We start from the raw sequence: 19,434 nt of genomic DNA, 5'->3' as shown, positions 1-19,434 counted from the left end.
TAGAGAGGAAAGATGAGTACTTTAGCAGAAATAGAAGCGCTCTTGTTTGTGGCAGGTGAAGATGGGATTCGGGTTCGTCAGTTGGCTGAACTCCTGTCGCTTCCCCCGACAGGCATCCAGCAGAGTTTAGAAAAATTAGCCCAAAAGTATGAAAAAGACCAGGATTCGAGCTTGTCCCTGATTGAGACAGCGGGAGCATACAGATTGGTGACCAAGCCTCAATTTGCAGCGATTTTGAAGGAATACTCCAAGGCACCCATCAACCAAAGTTTGTCTCGGGCTGCTCTTGAAACCTTGTCCATCATTGCCTACAAGCAGCCGATTACCCGAATTGAGATTGATGCTATTCGTGGGGTTAACTCGAGTGGAGCCTTGGCAAAGTTGCAGGCTTTTGACTTGATACAAGAAGACGGGAAAAAAGAAGTGTTGGGTCGCCCCAACCTCTATGTGACTACGGATTATTTCCTAGATTACATGGGGATTAACCATTTGGAAGAACTGCCAGTGATTGATGAGCTTGAGATTCAAGCTCAAGAGAGCCAATTATTTGGTGAAAGGATAGAAGAAGATGAGAATCAATAAATATATTGCCCACGCAGGTGTGGCCAGTAGGAGAAAAGCAGAAGAGCTGATCAAGCAAGGCTTGGTGACGGTCAACGGCCAAGTGGTGCGTGAACTAGCAACGACCATCAAGGCTGGCGACAAGGTTGAAGTTGAAGGACAACCTATCTACAACGAAGAAAAGGTCTACTATCTGCTTAACAAACCACGTGGAGTGATTTCCAGTGTGACAGATGACAAGGGCCGCAAGACTGTTGTTGACCTCTTGCCCAATGTCAAAGAGCGCATCTACCCTGTGGGACGTTTGGACTGGGATACGTCAGGGGTCTTGATTTTGACCAATGATGGGGACTTTACAGACGAGATGATTCACCCACGTAATGAGATTGACAAGGTCTATGTCGCGCGTGTTAAAGGTGTTGCCAATAAGGAAAATCTTCGCCCCTTGACTCGTGGAGTGGAGATTGAGGGCAAGAAAACCAAGCCAGCTGTTTATGAAATTCTCAAAGTAGATCCAGTTAAAAATCGCTCTGTAGTACAGTTGACTATCCATGAAGGGCGCAACCATCAGGTTAAAAAGATGTTTGAAGCTGTCGGCCTCCAAGTGGATAAGTTGTCTCGGACACGTTTTGGACATCTAGACTTGACGGGGCTTCGTCCAGGTGAAGCTCGTCGCCTCAATAAAAAAGAAATCAGCCAACTACACACCATGGCGGTAACCAAGAAATAATGAAACGAATTTTAATAGCGCCAGTACGCTTTTACCAACGTTTTATCTCACCAGCCTTTCCACCCTCTTGTCGCTTTGAGCCTACTTGTTCCAACTACATGATTCAGGCTATTGAAAAACATGGTTTCAAGGGTGTTTTGATGGGCTTGGCTCGGATTTTGCGTTGTCATCCCTGGTCGAAAATAGGAAAGGATCCCGTCCCAGATCACTTTTCACTCAAACGGAATCATAAACAAAAAGAATCAGCCTGATTCTTTTTGTTTACTCTAGAAAGGAAGTTGGAAGATTAAGATTTCCACTACCCTTCTCCTATAAAAAGTGGTAAAATGGAGGACAGAAAGAAGGAACTGATATGACAACATTATTTTCAAAAATCAAAGAAGTAACAGAAATCCCTGCAATCTCAGGTCATGAAGCGCCTGTCCGGACTTATCTTCGTGAAAAGATGACACCGCATGTGGATGAAGTGGTGACAGATGGCTTGGGCGGTATTTTTGGTATTAAACATTCAGAAGCTGCGGATGCACCGCGTGTTTTGGTCGCTTCTCACATGGACGAAGTTGGTTTTATGGTCAGCGAAATCAAGCTAGATGGTACCTTCCGTGTCGTTGAAATCGGTGGTTGGAATCCCATGGTGGTCAGCAGCCAACGCTTTAAACTCTTTACTCGTGATGGTCGTGAAATTCCTGTGATTTCAGGTTCTGTTCCGCCACATTTGACACGTGGAACAGGTGGACCAACCATGCCAGCTATTTCGGATATCATTTTTGATGGCGGTTTTGCGGACAAGGCTGAAGCAGAAAGTTTTGGAATCCGTCCAGGTGACACCATCGTACCAGATAGCTCAGCGATCTTGACAGCCAATGAAAAAAATATCATCTCAAAAGCTTGGGACAACCGCTACGGTGTTCTCATGGTAAGCGAGCTAGCTCAAGCCTTGTCAGGTCAAAAACTTGGCAATGAACTCTATCTTGGCTCCAATGTCCAAGAAGAAGTTGGTCTCCGTGGCGCTCATACTTCCACAACTAAGTTTGACCCAGAAGTCTTTCTGGCAGTTGATTGTTCACCTGCTGGTGATGTCTACGGTGGGCAAGGCAAGATTGGGGATGGCACCTTGATTCGCTTCTACGATCCAGGTCACTTGCTTCTCCCGGGTATGAAGGATTTCCTTTTGACAACGGCTGAAGAAGCTGGAATCAAGTACCAATACTACTGTGGAAAAGGCGGAACGGACGCTGGAGCAGCTCATCTGAAAAATGGTGGTGTCCCATCTACAACTATCGGTGTCTGCGCTCGTTATATCCATTCTCACCAAACTCTCTACGCGATGGATGACTTCCTAGAAGCTCAAGCTTTCTTGCAAGCCTTGGTGAAAAAATTGGATCGTTCAACGGTTGATTTGATTAAAAATTATTAAACATAAGGGAGGTGCCGGATGGCGGAAGCAAATCTAGAAAGCTTAATAAAAGACCTCTACAACCATGCCCGTCAGGGCTTGAGTGACGATTTAGTCGCTGCTCTCCTAGAGACTGCTAAGAAACTGCCTACTACAAATGAGCAGTTACTAGCAGTCCGTCTCTCAGGACTGGTCACCCGTGAATTGCTCACCAATCCCAAACACCCAGCACCTGAATTGATCAATTTGGCGCGTTTTATCAAAAAAGAAGAAGCCAAGTACAGAGGCACTGCAGTTTCTGCTATTATGTTTGGAGAGCTATTTAAAATGCTTTGATTCCATTGTGAATCAAAGCATTTTTTTATGTCAGAAAAGCCATTCTTGATGAGGAGACGAAAAAAACCACCTAAATTAAGGTGGCTTCTTACCTTTTAAATTTGTTCAGCAATGACCTTTTCAGCAAGGTTCATGGCGTGGTCAGACACACGAGTGTAGTGGGAAATGATGTCGATGAAGTTGACCCCGGCTTGTGTAGAACACTCACCCTTGTTAAGGCGTTTGATATGGGTCTTTCTGAGAATGCGTTCCATATTGTTGATTTTTTTATGGCGTTCAATTAGACTTTGAGCTTTCTCAGTGTCGTTGTTTTCCACACTATCAAGGGCATCTTTGATGAACTCAGTGGTAGCGTGATAAATCTCAGCTAGCTCTTCCAAAGCGGCCTCAGAGAACTGAACATTCTTGCGTTGGAGATAGTCTGTTAGGTTGATTAACCCTTCTGCGTGGTCTCCAATCCGTTCCAAATCACGGGATGAATCCAGGATGTTGGTGAGCACTTCGCTTTCTTTCTGGCTAAGGGCTTCACTTGAAAGAGTAATAAGGTAACGAGTCAATTTTTCATCAATGGTATTGATGGCTTCTTCTGTCTTGTGGCCTTTTTCAGCTACCTTTTCATTAAGGTCAATGATGTAGTTGTATGAAAGGTCAAAGGCTTTAGAAGCATAATTTCCCAAGTGAAGGAGTTCTTTTTTGGCATTTCCGAGAGCGATTGATGGAGCTTGTTTAATCAAATGCTCATCAAGATAAAGTGGCTCGTACTTGACAACTTCATCTTCACCAGGGATGAGCTTGGTTACAAAGTAGGCCAAGGCTCCGATGAATGGAAATTGGATAATAGTATTTGTGATATTAAAGGTTCCGTGGGCGAAGGCAATGGTCATTTCTGGAGCCAGATTGAGTGTAGATTCAAACCATTGAATCAAGCCAGTGAAAGGTACAAGGAAGACAATACAGATAACCGTACCAATCACGTTAAAGGCGACATGGGCACCAGCAACACGTTTGGCAGCGATATTAGCTCCAAGAGAAGCAATAATAGCTGTAATGGTCGTTCCGATATTATCACCAAACAAGACTGGTAGGGCACCTTGTAGATCAATCAAACCACTTGCGTAAAGATTCTGTAGGATACCGATAGTGGCGGATGAAGCCTGAATGAGTAGGGTTAGTCCAGTTCCGACAAAGACACCTAGAATAGGACTCTTGCTTAGTTCAACCATATAGTCTCTAAAGACTTGCAGGTCTTTTAGAGGTTCCATTGCACCGCTCATAAGATTGAGAGCGAAGAAGATACCACCTACACCAAAAATGATACGTCCGATGTTATTGATAGAGCGATTCTTGGTGAAGAAGAGACAAATCGCTCCGATGAAAAGCATTGGTAAGGCGTAATCTCCTAGCTTAAAACCGATGATAAAGGATGTAACGGTAGTTCCAATATTGGCACCCATGACAATACCGATAGCTTGACGCAAGGTCAAAAGTCCTGCGCTGACTAGCCCCACTGTAATGACTGTGACACCAGAACTTGACTGAATTAGCGCCGTCATACCGATACCAACTAGCACACCGAAGAACGGATTGCTGGTATATTTGTCAATGTAAAAACGAAGGCGATCTCCAGCAGCTTGTTGCAAACCGTCTCCCATGGTCTTGATACTATATAAGAATAGTCCCAGACCACCTAAAAAGTGAAATAAAATTTCCTGCCAATTAATGGACATTTCTTTTTCCTCCGAAAAATAATCGCGGAATTTCTCCTATTCTATTTTAAAGGATAATAGGAAATCTAACAAGTGTTTAATGGAAATTTTCATAAGAAAAAGGTAACTTTCTCTAAAAATAGAGGATAAATTTACTGTAAGAGAGTCAAATGATAGGATTGTGTCCAAATTTTACTGATTATTATCCTAGTTATAGTTTTTGTGTCAAGTATATTGACATCGCTTTCATATAAGATAAAATGAAGATGATCCTGTTCGGGTGGTGCCCACTAAGAACAGTTGCTTTTTATCTAAAAAGTAAAGCGCTTACTTTTTATTATATTAGGAGGATAAGATGAAAGATCTATTTTTTGAAAAACGTTGCCGTTACAGTATTCGTAAGCTGTCCATCGGGGCTTGTTCCTTGATGATTGGTTCAGCTCTATTTGCGAGCCCAGCTCTTGCAGAACAGGTTGCTGTCCCTGAGGCAGTTGCAAATACGAGCGCTCAAGCTACAAGTACTAGTGAGACAACTAATCCAGATACTGCAGCTATCGAAAAGCAATTAGAGGAAACAGAGAACAAAGTAGCTGAGCAACCAATTTCAGAAAACACTCCAGCAATAGCTGATTTTCTCAATGAAAAAGAAGAGGCAAAGCCAGCTCCGACAGATAAAACTGAAAAACCTGCTCAACCAACTGAAAAAGAAGAAATCAAACCAGAGGAAGCTCCTCAAGTGGCTGAGAAGAAGGCCGACAAACCGACTCTAGCAGACGTTCCTAAAAATGAAGAAAAGAGTCTCCGACCAAAAGAAATCAAATTTGATACTTGGGATGATTTGTTGAAATGGGAACCGGGTGCGCGTGAGGATGATCCCATCAATCGTTCCTCAGTTGAACTCGCCAAGCGCCATAGAGGTCAGTTGGTTAACGAAAAAGCAAGCAGAAGAGCCAAGGTTCAGGCGCTAGCAAATACCAACTCAAAGGCTAAAGACCACGCTTCTGTCGGTGGTGAGGAATTCAAGGCCTATGCTTTTGACTACTGGCAATACTTGGATTCAATGGTCTTCTGGGAAGGTCTAGTTCCAACTCCAGATGTCATTGATGCAGGGCACCGCAACGGAGTTCCCGTTTATGGAACACTCTTTTTCAACTGGTCAAACAGCATTGCTGACCAAGAGAAATTTGCCGCCGCCTTGAAACAAGATGAAGATGGCACTTTCCCAATTGCACGCAAACTCGTTGATCTCGCTAAATACTATGGATTTGATGGCTATTTCATCAACCAAGAAACAACGGGGGAATTGGTAGCACCTCTTGGTGAAAAAATGCGCCAATTCATGCTCTATACAAAAGAATACGCAGCTAAGGTCAACCACCCAATCAAGTATGCTTGGTACGATGCCATGACCTACAAATACGGCCGTTACCACGAAGATGGCTTGGGAGACTACAACTACCAATTCATGCAAAAGGAAGGTGACAAGGTCCCTGCAGATCAATTCTTTGCTAACTTCAACTGGAACAAGGAAAAGAATGACCACTCTGTAGAGATGGCAAAATGGCTAGAACGTAGCCAGTATGATGTCTTTGCAGGCTTGGAATTACAACAAGGTGGATCATATAAGACCAAGGTCAACTGGGATGCTCTCTTAGATGAAAATGGCAAGTTGCGCTTGTCACTTGGACTTTTTGCGCCGGATACGATTACCAGTCTAGGAAAAACAGGTGAAGACTACCACAAGAACGAAGACATCTTCTTCACAGGTTACCAAGGGGATCCAACGGCTCAAAAACCAGGTGATAAAGAGTGGTATGGAATTGCCAATTTAGTTGCGGACCGCACTCCAGCAGTAGGCCGGACCTTCACTACCTCTTTTAATACAGGTCATGGTAGAAAGTGGTTTGTAGATGGCAAAGTTTCTAAGGATTCTGAATGGAACTACCGTTCTGTTTCAGGTGTCTTGCCAACATGGCGCTGGTGGCAGACTTCAACAGGTGAAAAACTCCGTGCAGAATATGACTTTACAGATGCCTACAATGGCGGAAACTCCCTTAAATTCTCAGGTGATGTAGCTGGTAAGACGGACCAAGATGTGAATTTGTATTCTACTAAACTAGAAGTAACGGAGAAAACCAAACTTCGGGTTGCCCACAAGGGAGGAAAAGGCTCCAAAGTTTATATGGCCTTCTCTACGACTCCAGACTACAAATTTGAGGATGCAGCTGCATGGAAAGAACTGACTCTCTCTGATGACTGGAAGAATGAAGAATTTGACCTTAGCTCACTGGCAGGTAAAACCATCTATGCAGTTAAACTCTTCTTCGAACATGAAGGTGCTGTAAAAGATTATCAGTTCAACCTAGGACAATTAACGATCACGGACAATCACCAAGCGCCACAAGTACCTACAGGTCTCTCTGTGGTGAAGCAATCTCTTAAGAACGCCCAAGAAGCTGAAGCAGTGGTTCAATTTTCGGGTAACCAAGACGCAGATTTCTATGAAGTCTACGAAAAAGACGGTGACAACTGGCGTTTGTTGACAGGTTCATCTGCTTCAACCATCTACTTGCCAAAAGTTAGCCGTTCTGCTAATGCGACTGGTACGACTCAAGAATTGAAAGTCGTTGCAGTTGGTAAAAATGGACTCCGTTCAGAAGCGGCGACGGCATCCTTCAACTGGGGCATGACTGTTCAGGATACAACTCTCCCAAGACCTTTGGCTGAAAATATTGTTCCAGGGGCAACGGTTATTGGTAGCACTTTCCCCAATACTGAAGGCGGGGAAGGCATCGAAGGTATGTTGAACGGTACCATTACAAGTCTGTCAGACAAGTGGTCTTCAGGACAATTGAGCGGTAGTGTCGATATTCGTTTGACTCAACCACGTCGTGTTGTCAGATGGGTGATGGATCATGCGGGAGCTGGTGGTGAGTCTGTTAACGATGGTTTGATGAACACCAAGGACTTTGATCTTTATTACAAGGATACTGATGGCGAGTGGAAACTAGCTAAGGAAGTCCGTGGCAATAAAGCGCACGTTACGGATATCACTCTTGATAAACCAATCACCGCGCAAGACTGGCGTTTGCATGTCATTACATCTGATAACGGAACACCTTGGAAGGCCATTCGTATCTACAACTGGAAGATGTACGAAACCTTGGACACAGAAAGTCAAAATATTCCAATGGCTAAGGTAGCTGCTCGTTCACTTGGAAACCACCAAGTTCAACTAGGCTTCTCTGATGTTCCAGCAGGTGCGACCATCACCGTTTACGACAAGGCAGATTCACAAACACCAATTGCAACCTTGAAGACTGAAACTGGTGGCGATTTGGCAACAGCACCATTGGCCTTTGACAAACAACCAAATCTCCTCTATTATCGTACCCAACTACCTGGCAAAGAAATCAGTAACACCTTGGCTGTAGCGATTCCGCAGGATGAAAGAAAAATTAAATCTGTTAGCCTTGAAAAAGGACCTAAGAAGACAGTTTATAAAGAAGGTGAAAATCTCGACCTCAGAGGCGGAACCCTCCGTGTTCAATACGAAGGGGGACAAGCCGACGAGCTGATTAACCTTACTCACTCAGGTGTGACGGTATCTGGATACGACGCTCATCAAAAAGGGGAACAAAACCTAACACTTCAATACCTTGGTTTACCAGTGTCAGGTGATCTGAAAGTCCAAGTGACAGGACAAGATGAAGGAAAACCAAAAGAAGTAGCGGGCTTGTATATTACTAAGAAACCAAAAACAGACTATCTAGTAGGGGGTCAACTGGATCTCTCTGAAGGTCGCTTCGGTGTCCTCTATGATGATGAGACGGAAGAAAGTCATGCCTTTACGGATCAAGGTGTTGAAATCACGGGCTATGATGCTCAGAAGACTGGACGACAAACCTTGACCTTGCATTACAAGGGACACACTGCTGAGTTCGATGTCTTGGTTTCTCCAAAAGCAGCTGTCAACGATGAGTACCTCAAACAAGAAATCACTGCTGCCCAAGGTCGCCAGTCAACCCTTGCCTATACCTTCTCAAGTGAGAACAAACAAGCTGTACTAGTAGAGAAACTTAATGCAGCGAAAGCTGTTGCAGAAAACCATGATGCCAGTCAAGAAGAAGTCAACAAAGCCTTGAATGAATTAAAACAAGCAGGGACAGACTTGGATGGAAATCAACGTTATCAAACTGCTAGAGAAGAATTGGAAGGCTTGCTCGAATCCGTCCGTGAAAAAGATTCTCAAGATGAGTTGATTGCCCAAGCTGAAGCTTTGTTGTCTTCACAAACACCAACTCCACAAGCTTTTGCGGACATGAAAGAAAAGTTGAATAAGAAACTAGCACCTGCAGAAGAAAGCAATCATGTTGGAAGCATGGATCCAAATGAAGTGGCTCCAACAGTTGAAGTCCTCCCTGAACTAGTTGTTGAAACTGAAACAACAGCCTTTGAACGTCAGGAGCGACCAAATGCCGAGCTTCTCAAAGGACAACGCCAGCTAGTTCAAGCAGGAGCGGAAGGCCAAGTTCGTCGTCTAGTAGAAGTAGATGCCCAAGGCAATCGCACTCTTCGTTCAACTGAAGTTCTTAAGGAAGCTATCCCAGAAATCACAGAAGTTGGAACAAAAGAAGAGCTAGACTCACAAACAACAGACCAAGCGTCTTTAGCAGCATCGGCAAAAGTTGAAAAGGCAACAAATCAACTTCCAAATACTGGTGTAGAAACAGATGCCAGTCTAGTAGCCTTGGGACTTCTCGGAGTAATGAGCGGCTATGGCTTGCTTGCTAGAAAGAAGAAAGAAGACTAATCGGATTTACGAATTTTGGATTTTCTCATGAAAATTAAAAAACAAGGCTTGACTGTAAAGCAGTCAGGCCTTATTTTAACTAGTTTTTCTTTCAATTATTAGTTATTTGGCAAGGTTTTTCTAGGTTTTATCATAAAAAATGCTAGTTTCAATTATAAGAAAGAACAAGAAAAGTTTAGGGTTTTTCTATCTCTTTTGCTGATTTTGTGATATAATTAACACGTATAAAAAAAGAAGGAGTCATATCTAATGGCAAAATTGACTGTTAAAGACGTTGACTTGAAAGGGGAAAAAGTTCTCGTTCGTGTTGACTTCAACGTACCTGTTAAAGATGGCGTGATTACCAATGACAACCGTATCACTGCAGCTCTTCCAACTATCAAGTACATCCTTGAACAAGGTGGACGTGCAATCCTCTTCTCTCACCTTGGACGTGTAAAAGAAGAAGCAGACAAAGAAGGTAAATCACTTGCTCCTGTAGCTGCTGACTTGGCTGCTAAATTGGGACAAGAAGTTAAATTTATCCCAGGTGTTACACGTGGTGCTGAATTGGAAGCCGCTGTTAACGCTCTTGAAGATGGACAAGTTCTCTTGGTTGAAAACACTCGTTTCGAAGATGTTGACGGCAAGAAAGAATCTAAAAACGATCCTGAACTTGGTAAATACTGGGCATCACTTGGAGATGGTATCTTCGTAAACGATGCATTCGGTACAGCTCACCGTGCACACGCATCTAACGTTGGTATCTCAGCAAACGTTGAAAAAGCAGTTGCTGGTTTCCTTCTTGAAAACGAGATTGCCTACATCCAAGAAGCAGTTGAAGCTCCAGAACGTCCATTCGTGGCTATCCTTGGTGGTTCAAAAGTTTCTGACAAGATCGGTGTTATCGAAAACTTACTTGAAAAAGCTAATAAAGTCCTTATCGGTGGTGGGATGACTTACACATTCTACAAAGCTCAAGGTATCGAAATCGGTAACTCACTTGTAGAAGAGGACAAATTGGATGTTGCGAAAGCTCTTCTTGAAAAAGCAAACGGTAAATTGATCTTGCCAGTTGACTCAAAAGAAGCAAACGCATTTGCTGACTATACTGAAGTGAAGGACACTGAAGGTGAAGCGGTTGATCCTGGATTCCTTGGTTTGGATATCGGTCCAAAATCTATCGCTAAATTCGATCAAGAGTTAACTGGTGCGAAGACAGTTGTATGGAACGGACCAATGGGTGTATTTGAAAACCCAGACTTCCAAGCTGGTACAATCGGTGTTATGGACGCTATCGTGAAACAACCAGGCGTGAAATCAATCATCGGTGGTGGTGACTCAGCTGCCGCAGCTATCAACCTTGGTCGTGCAGACAAGTTCTCATGGATCTCTACTGGTGGTGGGGCATCAATGGAACTTCTTGAAGGTAAAGTTCTTCCAGGACTTGCAGCCTTGACAGAAAAATAAGATTTCATAAATGGATCAAAGAAGAGAGGAGTGAAAGTTCCTCTTTTCTTTTGCTTAAAATAAAAACGCTTCCTCTCAACTATTGCTCATAAAATCAGCCAATTTATGATAAAATGGAAAGAGAAAGTTGAGATTATGAGTTATTTTAAAAAATATAAATTCGATAAATCCCAGTTCAAACTTGGTATGCGAACCTTTAAAACAGGTATTGCTGTTTTTCTAGTTCTCTTGATTTTTGGCTTTTTTGGCTGGAAAGGTCTTCAAATCGGTGCTTTGACAGCCGTTTTTAGCTTGAGGGAGAGCTTTGATAAGAGTGTTCATTTTGGGACTTCGCGTATTCTAGGAAATAGTATCGGTGGCCTCTATGCACTGGTCTTCTTCCTATTAAATACCTTTTTCCATGAAGCCTTTTGGGTAACTTTAGTAGTTGTTCCAATCTGCACCATGTTAACCATTATGACAAATGTAGCCATGAATAATAAAGCAGGTGTAATTGGTGGTGTAGCGGCTATGTTAATCATTACCCTATCGATTCCGAGTGGCGAGACGATTTTGTACGTATTTGCGCGTATATCAGAAACTTTCATGGGAGTTTTTGTCGCAATTCTCGTAAATTATGATATTGACCGCATTCGGCTCTTTTTTGAGAAAAAAGAAAAATAATGTTACATTTTATAACATTATCAATTGACGTTTGTCTTTTTTTAGACTATAATAGACAGAAAGAAGGAAATTGTAAATGAAGGAAAAAGAATTTCGCCGAAATATGGCTGTTTTTCCTATCGGCAGTGTTATGAAGTTGACCGATCTATCGGCGCGTCAGATTCGTTATTATGAAGATCAAGAGTTGATTAAGCCTGATCGAAACGAAGGGAACCGTCGCATGTATTCCTTGAATGACATGGATCGTCTGCTTGAAATCAAAGATTATATCTCTGAAGGTTATAATATCGCTGCCATTAAGAAAAAATATGCTGAACGTGAAGCGAAATCCAAGAAAGCGGTGAGTCAGACTGAGGTGCGTCGTGCACTTCACAATGAACTCCTCCAACAGGGTCGCTTTGCTTCAGTACGGTCACCTTTTGGTCGCGGTTAGGCAACCGCAAGTAGTCATACATTAAGGAGAAAACTCATGCCAATCACAGCTGCAGATATTCGTCGTGAAGTCAAGGAAAAAAATGTTACCTTTATCCGTCTCATGTTCTCAGATATTTTGGGAACCATGAAAAACGTCGAAATTCCTGCTACAGATGAACAGTTAGATAAAGTCTTGTCAAATAAGGCTATGTTTGATGGATCTTCTATCGAAGGTTTTGTACGTATCAATGAGTCAGATATGTACTTGTACCCAGACTTGGATACATGGACAGTCTTCCCATGGGGAGATGAAAATGGAAGTGTTGCAGGTTTGATCTGTGATGTCTATACAACAGAAGGTGAACCATTTGCAGGTGACCCTCGTGGTAATTTGAAACGTGCTCTTCGTCATATGGAAGAAGTAGGATTCAAATCTTTCAACCTTGGGCCAGAGCCAGAATTCTTCCTATTTAAGCTCGATGAAAATGGAGACCCAACACTTGAAGTGAATGACAAGGGTGGCTACTTTGATTTGGCGCCTACTGACCTTGCGGACAATACACGTCGTGAGATTGTGAATGTCTTGACCAAAATGGGATTTGAAGTAGAGGCAAGTCACCACGAGGTTGCGGTTGGACAACATGAGATTGACTTTAAGTACGATGAAGTTCTCCGTGCTTGCGATAAGATTCAAATCTTTAAACTCGTTGTTAAAACCATTGCTCGTAAACACGGACTTTATGCAACCTTTATGGCCAAACCAAAATTTGGTATTGCTGGATCAGGTATGCACTGTAATATGTCCTTGTTTGATGCAGAAGGAAATAACGCCTTTTTTGATCCAAATGATCCAAAAGGAATGCAGTTGTCAGAAACGGCCTACCATTTCCTTGGCGGTTTGATTAATCATGCCTACAACTATACTGCCATCATGAACCCGACAGTTAACTCATACAAACGTTTGGTTCCAGGTTATGAAGCGCCTGTTTACATTGCTTGGGCTGGTCGTAACCGTTCGCCACTTGTGCGCGTACCTGCTTCACGTGGTATGGGAACTCGTCTTGAGTTGCGTTCAGTGGACCCAATGGCAAACCCATACATCGCTATGGCGGTTCTTTTGGAAGTTGGTTTGCATGGTATTGAAAACAAAATCGAAGCACCAGCTCCTATCGAAGAAAATATCTACATCATGACAGCAGAAGAGCGTAAGGAAGCTGGGATTACCGACCTTCCATCAACTCTTCATAATGCTTTGAAAGCTTTGACTGAGGATGAAGTGGTCAAGGCAGCCCTAGGTGAACACATCTATACGAGCTTCCTTGAAGCCAAACGTATCGAGTGGGCTAGCTATGCAACCTTTGTTTCACAATGGGAAGTTGATAATTATCTTGATTTGTATTAATAGCAGAAAAGAGGTTGTCCGAATGGGCAATCTTTTTTATTTTTTGCAATGTTATAAAAGTATTTTGATGCAAATATTAGTATAGGTAATATAGGCAATTCATATTTCTTGGCTTGCTTACAATTATGCATCGGAAACGGGAATATTCTGACAAATCTCAGAAAACGAAATCAAGTTTATGGTTAGAAAAACTGTACAATGATGCTATTTAATGGCGATTTTCTACTTTTAAAAAAAAAATTTACTATCTGACAACGTATTGCTTGTATAAATGAATAGTAAATGATAAAATATTATTTGGAATGAATGAGTCGCAGTTTTTGTTTGATTGTATTAATATGTTATTTACTCAAGACTTATTCGTTGTATTATACTATTAAAGGAAAGGAGATGTTATGCAAAAAGACAAGTGGTGGCTACCATTTTTAGCGGTGGGTGTCATCATAGGTTTAGCGGTGGGTTTACTTTATTACACCCGCCCCACTAAGGATGGAGATATAGGTTCATCGTCAGTTTCGCAATCAACTTCTAGTGATAAGAACAATACGGCTTTGAGTTTAAAAGGTCAACAACTTCCAGAATTTAAAATGACCTCTCAAGATGGCAAATTGATTGCTATCTCGGAACTGTATGATAAACCTATGTTAGTTGTCGAATGGGCTAGTTGGTGTCCGCATTGCCAGAAACAACTACCCATTGTTCAGCAGATGTATGAAAAGTATGGAGATCAAATTCATTTTGTTCTTCTGAATATGAACGAACCAGGAAAAGAAACAAAGGAAACTGCTGATCAGTATATCAAAGAAAAAGGATATACTTTCCCCTATTATTATGACGAAGATCAGTCCGCAGCCGATCTTTTACAGGTTCAAACCATACCAAGTATGTATCTTGTGACAAAACAGCAACAGGTAAAGAATGTATTAGTAAATCATACCACTGCTGAAAATTTCTCGACAGAGTTACAAGAATTGCTAAACTAACATACATTCATTTCGGGAAAAAGGAGGAAGAAGAAATCACAATAGGATTTCAGAGAAAATTATGAGAGATTTCATTAAAAAGGTCTCCATTTTGTTCATGATTTTGTTCATATCTATTCCGTTAGGATTTGCAAGTGTGCTTTTCGGTAGAACGGCTTCAGCAGAAGGTATTGAAACAACACAAGTCGGGAAAAGAACAAAAATCACACAAAGTGGATGTAGCCGTAAAATAGAGACGACAGAAGAAATTAACTGGCGTCTACCAAGAAAACCAATTGACTTGGTTATCTTGCAGGATGCGAGTGGATCTTTTAAAGACACTATTCCTAGTGTTAAAAAAGCCCTCAAAACGTTGACGACTTTTGTCACGGAAGAAGAGTACGACGAGAACAACCCTCGTTTGGTTAAGACTGATAACCCAGACACAACAGACCGCGTCATGATTGCTAGCTTCCAAGGTGCGGACGGATATAACTGGTATAACACCCAAGACTTTACAGGAACTCCGACTATCTATCATGGTTGGGGAGCCGCATATAATTATAAGTATAAGTCTTCTAACTTGACATCAGATGAAAGCACCGTCCATAGCTTCATTGACGACATTAAGGTAAACGGAGGAACTCCAACAGTTCCAGCCATCGAAGACGCTATCAAAGAGTATAACGATAGTAAAGGTAGTATGGCTAACGATCGTAAGACCGTCTTCCTCGTGATTACGGACGGTGTTGCTAATGGTAAACGTAATGCTGATGGTAAGGTTCGATTGGACTATAGTGGCCCTCGTAACACCATTCTTGGGCAAAAATGGAACTTTAGAGGAATTTCTGAAGCTTCCCAAGATATTATAAGTCGTGTGAAGGAAGTAAAAGATGCTGGGGAAACTCTTAAGGGAGTTGTTGGACCAAATGGAACCGTAGTTGTAGGTTTCTGGGAAGACGTTAAGGTTTTTGCTAATAATAAGGACCAGTACTACGATGTTTATAAAAATGGTTTTGGCAATTACTTCGACATCGGAGACGACCGTTCGGTTCAAGCAATCTTCCACGAAGCATTGGAAGGCATGGCTTCTCCGAACAAAACCATCAATGGTAAGGATGTTTCCTTCTATGTTAATGAGCAAAACGACATCGAGAAATTCTCATCTCGTGTATTGAAATCTGTAGGTGCCGCTCTCGTTAAGGAAGACATCAAGGGACAATTTACTGTTACTTCTGGTTACAAGGTCGACGCTGTTCGTATCAACGGTAAGACAATTGTGTCTGAAGTGAAAGATCCTGCCAAGGAAATCCGTGGTAAGATTGAACAGGATGGTGACAATGTTACGATCTCTGTACCAGAAAGTGTCTTCAACCCTGGTAAGAACGACTTTGACTATGACTTGAGTAAAGAAGCTCACGCTGAACAATTAGACGAAGACGATGAACAAGATCCTCCAGCTGACTATAAACCAGCTAAGGAAAAAGTTCCAGTTCCTGAATTGACAGGTACGTTTAAAGTCGGTGACTTTGAAACTCAAAAAATCGGTGGCCACGACGAAACAGTAGAAGTTCAAAAACTTGAATACTGTTACCCAAGTGCTACCAAGAAAATTGTCGATGCAGATGCAAGTAATGACACTGGTACTATTGAAGATCCACTTCAATTGAGCAAAAAACCATCATATGCTGCAAACTTGTCTGCGAAAGACGAGACATTTACTTATACAGTAGATTACAACTTCAACAACGTTCCTTATGAATTTAAGAAAAACGTTATGTTGACTGACCCACTTGACTACCGTTTGGAAGTCGTAGGTCATCATGCTTCTGGACCACAAGGTCAAATCTTGACTCGTGTAGTGAAACAAAATGACGATCTCGGAAACGAACGTGAAGTTGTTGTTGCTGATGTACCAAGTGTGAATGGTTATGAATACTTAGTGCTTCAAAAAGCTAAAATGACCATTACCGTTCGCTTGAAGGAGCAATATCGCAATAATCAAGCGAGCAAAGAATTCATGGCCCTTCTTCAGGATAATGATGGCTTCGGTTTGCTGAACCAGGGTAATATCATGTGGAATGGTGAGGATAATAATCCTGATCCAAGTAAACATGCTAAAACAGCTGACAAACCAAGTACCATTCGCCGTTCAAATCCAGTTTACGTGAAACCTCCAGTTGTAACAGAAATTACGAAGAAGGTTAATGACAAAGAACATGAAGATTTGAAGGCAGAAGAGGAACTCTTTGAGTACAAAGTGACTGTTCCATGGCCAGGCATTGCAGATACATTTAGCCTTACGGATACAGTTGTTTCAGAGTTGGAAGTTCAGGCAGATAGCTTGAATGTAAAACTTGGTGAAAAAGATAATACTGACTTGAAAACTGCTGCAAAAGTTGAAGGTCAAACTGTTTCACTGACTCTTGATAAAACTCAACTCGAAAAGATCTCACGTAAGGTAACGCGTCGTAAGACTAAAGATGTTCAATACCTAGAATTGACCTTCAAGGCTAAGATTCGTCCGGGTGCTGACCTTTCTAAATATAAGGAAGATGGTCAAATTAAAGTACCTAACACGGCAGATGTTTCCTTGAATGATATCAAGAAAACATCGAATAAAGTAACGGTTACACCACCAAAACCACAAGAACCTTCTATTGATAAGAAGATTAATGAGAACTTGGATAGCTTCCAAACGTTTGATGGGCAACCATACAACTACAACATTACAACAGCAGTACCAAGTGATGTTGCTAATTACAAGAAATTTGTGATTCGTGATACACTGGATGCTAATTTGGAACTTGCAGGAGACGTAAGTATTAAAGGTTCTGCAGCGGCACTCTTTGATATCCACACCAATGGCCAAGAGATTACGGCAACGGTGAAGGATGGTCAGTTTGGTGAACTTGCAAAATACTCAACTGTTGAACTAGTCATTCCTGCAAAAGTTAAAAATGGTGTGACAGGCACAATCATTGAAAACAAGGCTTCTATTTCCTTTACAAATGAGAATAATGTAGAGAAAGAAGTTGAATCGAAACCTGTCACCGTAACGCCACCTCCTGTAACGAAGAAGATCAATGAAACTCTTGATCACTTAGATATCGCGACAGGTCAAGCGTATAACTACAACATTAAGACAAAACTTCCAACAGATATTACAGATTACAAGAAATTTGTGATTACAGATACACTTGAAGGAGATTTGTCAGTTATCAATGAAACTTCAAGCAAACCAGTTATCAAAGGAGCAGCTGCAGCCTTCTTCGATGTAACAGTTGAGGGTCAAACCGTGACTGCAACGATGAAGGACTTTGCGAACGCTACAGCTCTTGCTGGTCAAGAAGTGGAATTGATTATTCCGGCTAAGATCAATGATGGAGTGACTCGTATCAACATTCCAAATACTGCGAAGTTCAGCTTCACAGATAAGAACGGTCATAGCGGAGAAAAAGAAACGAAACCTGTCACCGTAACCCCTCCATCAGAACCAGGTGTTGATAAGAAAATCAACGAAACACTGACAGAGGCAACAATCGGGGCAGAAACCGACTTTACTTATAATATCAAAGCGAAATTGCCAAATGATATTACAACGTACAAGTCCTTCGTTGTAACGGATACCTTGGATGAGAACTTGACTCCAGGTCAAGCTGAAATCAAGGGAGCGGCAGCGAAATTCTTCGATGTAACAGTTCAAGGTCAAACCGTGACTGCAACGATGAAAGATTTTGCGAATGCGGGTGACTACGGTAACCAAGAAGTAGAGCTCGTGATTCATGCCAAAGTGAAGAAAGGCTCAACTGTTCCATCTATTGAGAACAAAGCTAAGATTACTTACACCAACAAGAATGACCAACAAGGTGAGAAAGAAACCAAGCCGGTCACTGTTACACCACCACCAATCACGAAGAAGGTGAATGGTCAGGAACACGCAGATCTTGGTAAGTTATCAGAAATCTTTACTTATACGATTGACTCAACGGTTCCACATGTGGCAGATAGCTTCACCATTTCAGATGATATCGTCAAAGAATTGGCATTTGAAGGAGAAGCAACGGTCACTGTTGATGGCCAAGCTGTTCAAGACCTCACTGTAACAACAGAAGGTCAACGTTTGACGGTCACATTTGGTAAAGAGCAAGTGAAACAATATGCTGGTAAAGCTGTACAAGTTTCATTTAAGGCTAAGGTGAAGGAAGGCATTACCTTTGATGCACTCTTAGCGACTTATCCAAATGAATCAAAAGACAAGCCGGTAGTACCAAATACTGCTAGCTACATCATTAATGATAATCCTGATTCTAAGAAAGAATCAAAACCAGTTACAGTTACACCACCACCAACCACTACTCCAGAGCTTAAGAAGGAAGTAAACGGAGCAGAACGTTACGATCTTGCAAAACGTAATGAAGAATTTACTTATACTTTGAAAACAACAATGCCTGCCAGCGCAACTGTGTTTGAGATGACAGACGAGTTGAAAGAAGTTCTAGAATTTGTCGGTGAGAATGCTTCAGCTACTGTTAAACTTGATGGTGAGGATGCAGGATCGAAGGCGACAGTGACACTTTCTGGTCAAGTCATCAAAGTTGCCTTTACAGAAGCTTCTGTAAAAGCAGATGCTGGTAAGTCTATTGAAGTGAATTTCAAGGCTAAGATTAGAGATAATGCCAACTTGTCTGCTTATGTAACCAAAGATGGTAAGACTGAAATTCCAAACAAGGCATCTTACGACATCGATCACAATCCGAAATATCACAAGGATTCCAATGAAGTTCCAGTAACGCCACCAACACCAGAAGAACCAGAAATCAAGAAAGATGTGAACGGCAAAGAAGCTGAAACTCTTGACAAACGTGACCAAGTCTTCACTTACAACGTGAAAACAACAGTAGCGCAAGATGCGACAGCCTTCTCAGTCACAGATACACTAGTAGACGTTCTTGAATTCGCAGGAACTTCAAGTGCTAAATTGAATGGTCAAGCGCTTGAG

The 19,434-nt window shown here is 42.0% G+C and carries 12 protein-coding genes and 1 pseudogene; 12 read left to right on the top strand and 1 reads right to left on the bottom strand.

The window, feature by feature from the left end; all coding sequences use genetic code 11:
- Positions 1 to 12: 12 nt before the first annotated feature.
- The 5 genes from scpB (at position 13) to ACIY19_RS06665 (ending at position 3,023) form a co-directional block, all read left to right on the top strand.
- Positions 13 to 582 carry an SMC-Scp complex subunit ScpB gene (gene scpB, locus ACIY19_RS06685; protein WP_409003011.1) on the top strand — a complete coding sequence of 190 codons (570 nt, stop codon included), beginning with the start codon at positions 13 to 15 and terminating at the stop codon, positions 580 to 582.
- A complete protein-coding gene (locus ACIY19_RS06680) occupies positions 569 to 1,291 on the top strand; it encodes a pseudouridine synthase (protein ID WP_084942783.1) in 723 nt (240 codons plus the stop codon). The genes scpB and ACIY19_RS06680 overlap by 14 nt, the downstream gene beginning before the upstream one ends.
- On the top strand, positions 1,291 to 1,542 hold the full coding sequence (gene yidD / locus ACIY19_RS06675) for a membrane protein insertion efficiency factor YidD (protein WP_000821620.1): 252 nt from the start codon (positions 1,291 to 1,293) through the stop codon (positions 1,540 to 1,542). The genes ACIY19_RS06680 and yidD overlap by 1 nt, the downstream gene beginning before the upstream one ends.
- A 101-nt stretch (positions 1,543 to 1,643) precedes the next feature.
- Positions 1,644 to 2,708 carry a glutamyl aminopeptidase gene (gene pepA, locus ACIY19_RS06670; RefSeq protein WP_409003010.1) on the top strand — a complete coding sequence of 355 codons (1,065 nt, stop codon included), beginning with the start codon at positions 1,644 to 1,646 and terminating at the stop codon, positions 2,706 to 2,708.
- Between the two features lie 18 nt (positions 2,709 to 2,726).
- A complete protein-coding gene (locus tag ACIY19_RS06665) occupies positions 2,727 to 3,023 on the top strand; it encodes a bacteriocin immunity protein (protein ID WP_409003009.1) in 297 nt (98 codons plus the stop codon).
- A 95-nt stretch (positions 3,024 to 3,118) separates the two neighbouring features.
- Here ACIY19_RS06665 and ACIY19_RS06660 read toward each other — a convergent pair whose 3' ends face one another.
- Positions 3,119 to 4,750 (bottom strand): Na/Pi cotransporter family protein, encoded by a 1,632-nt coding sequence (locus ACIY19_RS06660; protein ID WP_409003008.1) that lies wholly within the window; start codon positions 4,748 to 4,750, stop codon positions 3,119 to 3,121.
- 334 nt (positions 4,751 to 5,084) lie between these two features.
- Between ACIY19_RS06660 and ACIY19_RS06655 the strand changes: the two genes are divergently transcribed.
- From ACIY19_RS06655 to padA, 7 genes and pseudogenes are all read left to right on the top strand, one after another.
- The gene (locus tag ACIY19_RS06655) at positions 5,085 to 9,542 is read left to right on the top strand and encodes an endo-beta-N-acetylglucosaminidase (protein ID WP_409003007.1); all 4,458 of its coding nucleotides are present in this window, start codon (positions 5,085 to 5,087) and stop codon (positions 9,540 to 9,542) included.
- A gap of 249 nt (positions 9,543 to 9,791) precedes the next feature.
- Positions 9,792 to 10,991, top strand: a complete 1,200-nt coding sequence (locus ACIY19_RS06650; RefSeq protein ID WP_409003006.1) for a phosphoglycerate kinase — start codon at positions 9,792 to 9,794, stop codon at positions 10,989 to 10,991.
- Positions 10,992 to 11,126: 135 nt separating this feature from the next.
- Positions 11,127 to 11,654, top strand: coding sequence for an FUSC family protein (locus ACIY19_RS06645; RefSeq protein WP_409003005.1), 528 nt, complete (start codon positions 11,127 to 11,129; stop codon positions 11,652 to 11,654).
- Positions 11,655 to 11,730: 76 nt separating this feature from the next.
- Complete coding sequence (gene glnR / locus ACIY19_RS06640; protein ID WP_000659548.1) at positions 11,731 to 12,087, top strand: transcriptional repressor GlnR; 357 nt, start codon at positions 11,731 to 11,733, stop codon at positions 12,085 to 12,087.
- Positions 12,088 to 12,123: 36 nt separating this feature from the next.
- The gene (gene glnA, locus ACIY19_RS06635; RefSeq protein ID WP_409003004.1) at positions 12,124 to 13,470 is read left to right on the top strand and encodes a type I glutamate--ammonia ligase; all 1,347 of its coding nucleotides are present in this window, start codon (positions 12,124 to 12,126) and stop codon (positions 13,468 to 13,470) included.
- 395 nt (positions 13,471 to 13,865) lie between these two features.
- Positions 13,866 to 14,453, top strand: a complete 588-nt coding sequence (locus ACIY19_RS06630; protein WP_070696344.1) for a TlpA disulfide reductase family protein — start codon at positions 13,866 to 13,868, stop codon at positions 14,451 to 14,453.
- Positions 14,454 to 14,514: 61 nt separating this feature from the next.
- Positions 14,515 to 19,434, top strand: a pseudogene (gene padA / locus ACIY19_RS06625) (LPXTG-anchored isopeptide-forming adhesin PadA); the annotation flags it as partial.

Origin of the sequence: Streptococcus sp. ST14 (assembly GCF_046098195.1) — a bacterium.
In the GTDB taxonomy this organism is placed as follows: domain Bacteria; phylum Bacillota; class Bacilli; order Lactobacillales; family Streptococcaceae; genus Streptococcus.
This window is presented reverse-complemented; position numbering and strand designations above follow the sequence as displayed.